General features: G+C 65.0%; 5 protein-coding genes. 3 read left to right on the top strand and 2 right to left on the bottom strand.

Annotated features, from left to right (window positions below; translation table 11 throughout):
- The coding region (gene argJ, locus EN781_RS20190; protein WP_127400267.1) for a bifunctional glutamate N-acetyltransferase/amino-acid acetyltransferase ArgJ at window positions 1–1,125 on the bottom strand (1,125 nt) is incomplete at its 3' end.
- Window positions 1,126–1,312: 187 nt separating this feature from the next.
- Between argJ and EN781_RS20185 the strand changes: the two genes are divergently transcribed.
- The gene (locus tag EN781_RS20185; protein ID WP_126058133.1) at window positions 1,313–1,909 is read left to right on the top strand and encodes a TetR/AcrR family transcriptional regulator; all 597 of its coding nucleotides are present in this window, start codon (window positions 1,313–1,315) and stop codon (window positions 1,907–1,909) included.
- A 182-nt stretch (window positions 1,910–2,091) separates the two neighbouring features.
- Here EN781_RS20185 and EN781_RS20180 read toward each other — a convergent pair whose 3' ends face one another.
- Window positions 2,092–3,009, bottom strand: a complete 918-nt coding sequence (locus EN781_RS20180; RefSeq protein WP_126058132.1) for a peptidylprolyl isomerase — start codon at window positions 3,007–3,009, stop codon at window positions 2,092–2,094.
- A gap of 251 nt (window positions 3,010–3,260) precedes the next feature.
- Here EN781_RS20180 and secA point away from each other — a divergent pair, with 251 nt between their 5' ends.
- Together secA and EN781_RS20170 are read left to right on the top strand one after the other, a co-directional pair.
- On the top strand, window positions 3,261–5,993 hold the full coding sequence (secA, locus tag EN781_RS20175) for a preprotein translocase subunit SecA (RefSeq protein ID WP_127400266.1): 2,733 nt from the start codon (window positions 3,261–3,263) through the stop codon (window positions 5,991–5,993).
- Between the two features lie 288 nt (window positions 5,994–6,281).
- The coding region (locus tag EN781_RS20170) for a lipopolysaccharide biosynthesis protein (RefSeq protein ID WP_145965560.1) at window positions 6,282–7,489 on the top strand (1,208 nt) is incomplete at its 3' end.

Genomic DNA, 7,489 nt, shown 5'->3' with positions numbered 1-7,489 from the left:
CATGTAGGCCGAGGTCGCTTCCTCGGAATAGGCCGGATCGCGCTCGCCCTCATGCGCCAGCCTGTTGTCGCCGAACCAGATCGACAGAAGGTCGCGGTCGGCGGGCTCGCCGGCCTTGCCGACCGCCATGACGACACGCCCCCAATTGGCGTCCTCTCCGGCGACGGCCGTCTTGACCAGCGGCGAATTGGCGATCGACAGCGCGATGCGCTTGGCCGAACGGGCCGATTTGGCGCCGGTGACGGTGACTTCGACCTGCTTGCGCGCACCCTCGCCGTCGCGCACAACCTGCAGCGCCAGCGTTTTCAGTATTTTGCCGAGCGCGCGGCGGAACGCGCCGAGCCGAGCGTCCTTCGCGTCGGTGATTGCCGGCGCACCGCGCCTGGCCGCGGCACCCGTGGCGAACAAGAGCAGCGTGTCGCTGGTCGAGGTATCGCTGTCAACGGTCACCGCGTTGAAGGTCTTGGTCGTGCCGCGCGACAACAGATCCTGCAGCACCGGTGCGGCGATCGGCGCGTCGGTGGCGATAAAGGAGAGCATCGTCGCCATGTCTGGCGCGATCATGCCGGCGCCCTTGGCAATGCCGTTGATGGTTACGTCGGCGTCGCCGAGCTTCACCGTCGCCGTCGCCACCTTCGGATAGGTGTCCGTGGTCATGATGGCCTTGGCGGCCTCGGTCCACAGATCGGGCTTGCCATCCTTGACCAGCCCGGCGAGCAGATGGCTGAACCTGGCTGTGTCGAGCGGCTCGCCGATGACGCCGGTGGAGGCCAGGAACACTTCGCTCGTGGCGCATCCGGCCGCCTTGGCCGCCGCCTCGCCGGTCAGCGCGGTGGAAGCGCGGCCCTTCTTGCCGGTGAAGGCATTGGCGTTGCCGGAATTGACGACCAGCACGCGCGCCTTGCCGGCGCCCAGGTTCTGCCGGCAGAAATCGACTGGCGCCGACGGACATTTCGACTTGGTGAACACGCCGGCGACGGCGGTGCCCGGATCGAAGACCATGGCCAGAAGGTCGGTGCGGTTCTTGTACTTGATCCCCGCCTCGGCGGTGGCGATGCGCACGCCTTCGATGGCGGGCATTTTCGGATATTTCTTCGGCGCGAGCGGCGAAATCGTTGCGGACATGGGGACCTCGGGCGGCGGAAATCGCAAAGGGAAGGCCGGTTTGCCCGATACGGCGCGCCGACGCAAGGGGCGTCCTGGCCGTGCCTTCCAAGCTGGACCGCGGGCACGCAACCCGGAACGGGGCGTTTCGTTTGCACAGGCAACCCAATATGATTGGTGACGGACTCACCGGCCAAGGAGGATCAGGATGAGCATGACTCCCGGCCCCGGGCGCAAATCGATCGGCGCCAAGCGCAATCCCGAGAGCGCCGACGCCATTCTCGACGCCGCCGAGGCGGTGCTGGCGGAGGCCGGCTATTCAGGCTTTTCGATCGAGGCGGTGGCGCGCCGGGCGCGGGCCGGCAAGCCGACCATCTATCGCTGGTGGCCAAGCAAGGCCGCCCTGCTGCTCGACGTCTACCAGCGGCAGAAGCGGGTCAACGTCCCCGACACCGGCCGTCTGGAGGACGACCTAGTCGGCTTCCTGAAGAACCTGTTCGCGCACTGGCGCCTTACATCGTCGGGCAATGTGTTCAGATCGCTAATCGCCGAGGCGCAGTCGGATAGCCAGGCTGCCGCCGCCCTTGCCGGCTACGCGGCCGGACGCCGCGCCCACACCGGCCAGTTGATCGTGCGCGCCAAGGCGCGCGGCGAGGTCGCGCCCGACGTCGATGCCGAGATCGTCGCCGACCTGATCGCCTCCTATGCCTGGCGGCATCTGTTGACCAACCGTCTCGACGAGGACGAGGCCAGATTGCGCGCCGCCGTCCACTATCTGATTTCGGGCATTTCCAGCACTCGTTGACGGCTGGCTATGGCTGTCTGCCGCGGCAATTCCAGGAAAAGTGCGAAGCGGCGTTCCGTCCGGAATTGCGTCAAAACAAAGAGATAGAGCGGTTCAGCGTTTCCAGGAAAAGGTGAAACGCTCTGCGTGAAACAAAAAAGGGCGCCGGTCGGCGCCCTTTTCATGACTTCCATCTCGCCGGCTTACTTGCCGCTTTCGATCGTCTCGACCGCCTTCTTCAGGTTGGCGTCGGGAATCTCGACCTTGGCGTCGGCGCGCAGTTGCTTCACCAGCGCGAAATACTTGTCGCGGATGACCGCCTGCTTGGCCTGATCCTTGACCTCCTCGAAGGCAGGCGGCTGCTTGGCCCGCTTGTCCTCGAGCTTGATGACGTGCCAGCCGAACTGCGACTGCACCGGCTCCTTGGTGTATTTGCCCACTTCGAGCGCGAACGCTGCCTTGTCGAACTCCGGCACCATCTGTCCCGGTCCGAACCAGCCGAGATCGCCGCCATTGGACTTGCCGCTCGGATCGCTGGTGTGCTCGTTGGCAAGCTTCTGGAAGTCGGCGCCGCCGTCGAGCTGCTTGATGATCGCCTCGGCCTCTTCCTTGGTCTTCACGAGGATGTGACGGGCATGCACCTCGTTGACCGGTGGTGTGTTGGCGATCTCCTGGTCGTAGCGGGCGCGAATCTCGGCGTCGGTCACCTTGGCGACGACGCCCTTCTCGACCATCTCGCCATGCAGCGCCCGCTGCTGCAGGAAGGCCATGCGGCGTTGGAAGTCGGCATCCTTGTCGAGGCCGGTGGCGACCGCCTGGGCGGCCATGACACGGATCTCTATGGCCGCCGAAAGGGCGGCAGCGCGGCGCTGTTCCGGCGGCAGCTGCTGGAACTGCTGCGACAGCTCGCCTTCCGCAAGCCCAAGGTCCGCCTCGGTCAGCGGCTGGCCGTTGATCGTCGCGACCACGGTGTTCGGATCGACCGGCTTGGCGGCTGCGGCCGGGGCAGCCGGCTGGGCCGGGGCGGCTTCCTGCGCCATCACCGGCGACAGCGAAAGAGCCGACAGTCCGAATGCCAGGCCAAGGCTGGCGAGCGACGCGCGGCGGAACAATAAGGTCATCAAGATTAACTCCGGTGGGGATTGCTTGGGCTGAATGGCTTCAGATCGGCCAGATCGTGGCGGAATTTGGCGCGGTCCGCAGGACCAGCGCGGCGTTGACATCGTTTGAGCCCCCTCTTATCTGTCCAACGACTTTGCGTCCAGAACCGTTTTCCGGACGCTTTTTGCGTTTGTCCGCGTTTCACGCGGATTTGATGGGGCCGCCCGGTGCCTGTCGCAACGAATAAGAATGCTATCGAAAGGGCCATTGGATGGTCAGTCTCGGCGGTCTCGCCCGTAAGGTTTTCGGCTCCTCCAACGATCGCCGGGTGAAGGCGACCCGGCCGCGGGTCGAGGCCATCAACGCAATGGAAAACGAGATGCGGGCGCTTTCCGACGCCGAGCTGCGCGGCCGCACGGAAAAGTTCCGCCAGGATATCGCCAACGGCGCCTCGCTCGATGATCTCCTGATCCCGGCCTTCGCCACCGTGCGCGAGGCCGCGCGCCGCGTGCTCGGCCTGCGTCCCTTCGACGTGCAGCTGATCGGCGGCATGGTGCTGCACAATGGCGGCATCGCCGAGATGCGCACCGGTGAAGGCAAGACCCTGGTCGGCACGCTGCCCGTCTATCTCAATGCGCTCGCCGGCAAGGGCGTCCACGTCGTCACCGTCAACGACTACCTCGCCACCCGCGACTCCGAATGGATGGGTCGCATCTACAAGTTCCTCGGCCTCACCGTCGGCGTCATCGTCCACGGCCTCTCCGACGAGGAGCGTCGCACCGCCTACGCCGCCGACGTCACCTACGCCACCAACAACGAGCTCGGCTTCGACTATCTGCGCGACAACATGAAATATGAGCGCGCGCAGATGGTGCAGCGCGGTCACAGCTACGCCATTGTCGACGAAGTCGATTCCATCCTGGTCGACGAGGCGCGCACGCCGCTGATCATCTCCGGTCCGCTCGAGGACCGTTCGGAGATGTACAACACCATCGACGCCTTCATGCTCAAGCTCGACCCGGCCGACTACGAGATCGACGAGAAGCAGAAGACCTCGATCTTCACCGAGGAAGGCACCGAGAAGCTCGAGAACATGCTGCGCGACGCAGGCCTTCTGAAGGGCGAGTCGCTTTACGACGTCGAGAACGTCGCCATCGTCCACCATGTCAACAATGCGCTCAAGGCGCATCGGCTGTTCCAGCGCGACAAGGACTATATCGTTCGCAACGGCGAGATCGTCATCATCGACGAATTCACCGGCCGCATGATGCCCGGCCGCCGCTATTCGGAAGGCCTGCACCAGGCGCTCGAGGCCAAGGAGCACGTGGCGATCCAGCCTGAGAACCAGACGCTGGCCTCCGTCACCTTCCAGAATTATTTCCGCCTCTACGACAAGCTCGCCGGCATGACCGGCACGGCGCTGACCGAGGCCGAGGAGTTCGCCAACATCTACAATCTCGAGGTCACCGAGATCCCGACCAACCTGCCGGTCGTGCGCAAGGATGAGGACGACGAGGTCTACCGGACCGTCGACGAGAAGTACAAGGCGATCGTCAGGGAGATCAAGGACGCGCGCGACAAGGGCCAGCCGATCCTGGTCGGCACCACTTCGATCGAGAAATCCGAGCAACTGGCCGAGCGCCTGCGCAAGGACGGCTTCAAGCATTTCGAAGTGCTGAATGCCCGCCACCACGAGCGCGAGGCCGCCATTGTCGCCCAGGCCGGCAAGCCGGGCGCCATCACCATCGCTACCAACATGGCCGGCCGCGGCACCGACATCCAGCTCGGCGGCAACGCCGAGATGCGCATCGCCGAAGAACTCGGTGACCTGCCGGAAGGTCCGGAGCGCGAAGCCAAGGAAAAGGCAATCCGCGACGACGTCGCCCGCCTGAAGGAAAAGGCGCTCGCCGCCGGCGGTCTCTACGTGCTCGCCACCGAGCGCCATGAATCGCGCCGCATCGACAATCAGCTGCGCGGCCGCTCCGGCCGCCAGGGCGACCCCGGCCGCTCGAAGTTCTTCCTGTCGCTGCAGGACGACCTGATGCGCATCTTCGGATCCGAGCGCATGGACGGCATGCTGCAGAAGCTCGGCCTCAAGGAAGACGAGGCGATCATCCATCCCTGGATCAACAAGGCGCTGGAAAAGGCGCAGAAGAAGGTCGAGGCGCGCAACTTCGACATCCGCAAGAACCTGTTGAAGTATGACGACGTCTCCAATGACCAGCGCAAGGTGGTGTTCGAGCAGCGCATCGAGCTTATGGACGGCAAAGGCCTGTCGGAGACGGTCGCCGAGATGCGCGACGGCGTCATCGAAGAGATCGTCGCCAAGAACATTCCCGAAAATGCCTATGCCGAGCAGTGGAATGTCGCCGGGCTCAAGGCCGAGGTGGCCGAATTCCTCAACCTCGACCTGCCGGTCGAGGAGTGGGCCAAGGAAGAAGGCATCGCCGAGGACGACATCCGCGAGCGCATCACCGCAGCCGCGGAGGCCGCAGCCAAGGAACGCGCCGAGCGTTTCGGCCCCGACGTGATGAGCTATGTCGAACGCTCGGTAGTGCTGCAGACCCTGGACCACCTCTGGCGCGAGCACATCGTCAATCTCGACCATCTGCGCTCGGTCGTCGGCTTCCGCGGCTATGCCCAGCGCGATCCGCTGCAGGAATACAAGGGCGAGGCCTTCGAGCTGTTCCAGGGCATGCTCGGCAATCTGCGCCAGGCTGTCACCGCGCAGCTGATGCGCGTTGAGCTGGTCCGCCAGGCCGCTGAAGCGCCGCCGCCCGAGGCCCCCGACATGTTCGGCAGCCACATCGACGGCACCACCGGCGAGGACGACTTCCAGGGCGGCGAGACGGCGCTCCTGGTGCGCCAGGAATCCAATGCGATCGTCGCGCCGGAGAACCGCGATCCGCGGAACCCGGCGACCTGGGGCAAGATCGGCCGCAACGAGGCCTGCCCCTGCGGCTCCGGCAAGAAATACAAGCACTGCCACGGCGCGTTTGCTTGAGCGACACCTCTTCCTTCTCGCCGTTCACGGCGAGAAGGTGGCTCGAACGGCCGGATGAGGGGCGGCGCCGGCGTTTGAGGCCTGCCATCTCCTCAGCCCACTCCTGCAAACCAATCCGCTTCGCGGCAGCGCGATGCTTAGAAGGGCTGCGCCGCCCCTCATTCGCCTGCCGGCGCCTTCGCCCCGTATAGTGACAGGGAGAAGGAAAGCTCCCCACCCAACCGTTTCTTAATGTGTTTTCGCTAGATCGAAACGCAGGAAAGAGGCGGAAAACGGAGAATAATCGGGGTGCGCTTTTCCGCGGCGACGACTGCCGGGCGGTTATTGCCGCAGCGCTGGGCGCTGCGCGTGAACCCGTTGCTTGGCCGCATCGATGCCGTGCTGTTCACCGCCGACGAGCGCGGCGAGGCCGGCCGCATGTCGCTCATCGCCTTCGCCATCCGCATTATCAGCGCCGTCATCGCTTTCGTCAGCCAGGTGCTGATGGCGCGCTGGATGGGCTCGTTCGAATACGGCATCTTCGTGCTGGTCTGGGTGACGATGGTGATCGTCGGCAACCTCGCCTGCCTCGGCTTCCACACCTCCGTCATCCGCTTCATCCCCGAATATCGCGAGCGCGGCCTGCTCGCCGAACTGCGCGGCATCGTCGTGGCGAGCCGGCTGTTCGTGCTGGTTGCCTCGACGGCCATTGCCGGCCTCGGCGCGCTGGGCGTCTGGCTGTTCTCGCCCTGGATCGAGAACTACTATGTCGTGCCCTTCATCCTCGGCGTCGTCTGCCTGCCGATGATCGCGCTGGGCGATCTCCTGCAAGGGCTGGCGCGGGCGAATTCATGGGCGCTGTTCGCGCTGTCGCCGACCTATCTGGTGCGGCCGGTGCTGATCCTGGTGTTCATGGCGCTGATGCTGGCGGCGGGCTACGCGCCCGATGCCAGGACCGCGATCTTCGCCTCGATCGCCGCCAGCTATGCCACCACGATCGGCCAGTTCATGGGCGTCACCGCGCGCATCGACCGCAAGCTCGTGCCCGGTCCGATGAAGGTGCATTTCACGCGATGGTTCATGGTCTCGCTGCCGATCTTCCTGGTCGAGAGCTTCTTCTTCCTGCTGACCAACGCCGACGTGCTGATGGTCGGCGCCTATCTCGATCCGGATGACGTCGCCGTCTATTTCGCTACCGTGAAGACGCTGGCGCTGGTGCATTTCGTCTATTTCGCCGTCAAGGCCGGCGTCGCCCAGCGCTATGCCCAGTTCACCCATGGCGAGCCGGATCGGCTTGCCGCCTTCGCCCGTGAGACGGTGTCGTGGACCTTCTGGCCCTCGCTGCTGATGGCGCTGCTGGTGCTGGCGCTGGGACAGCCGATGCTGGTTCTGTTCGGCCCCGAATTCACCGCCGGCTACCCGCTGCTGTTCCTGCTCGTCTTTGGCGTCGTGGCGCGCGCCGCCGTCGGCCCGTGCGAGAGCCTGCTCACCATGAGCGGCAACCAGAACATCTGCGC

The sequence above is a fragment of the Mesorhizobium sp. M4A.F.Ca.ET.090.04.2.1 genome, assembly GCF_003999085.1.
Taxonomy (GTDB): domain Bacteria; phylum Pseudomonadota; class Alphaproteobacteria; order Rhizobiales; family Rhizobiaceae; genus Mesorhizobium.
The sequence above is the reverse complement of the archived record's forward strand: the minus strand, read 5'-3'. Positions and strand labels throughout refer to the sequence as shown.

Bases quoted from the DNA above. Each gene is read 5' to 3' on its own strand.
- EN781_RS20185 (WP_126058133.1), top strand. From the start codon at position 1,313: ATGAGCATGACTCCCGGCCCCGGGCGCAAATCGATCGGCGCCAAGCGC.
- EN781_RS20180 (WP_126058132.1), bottom strand. From the start codon at position 3,009: ATGACCTTATTGTTCCGCCGCGCGTCGCTCGCCAGCCTTGGCCTGGCA.
- secA (WP_127400266.1), top strand. From the start codon at position 3,261: ATGGTCAGTCTCGGCGGTCTCGCCCGTAAGGTTTTCGGCTCCTCCAAC.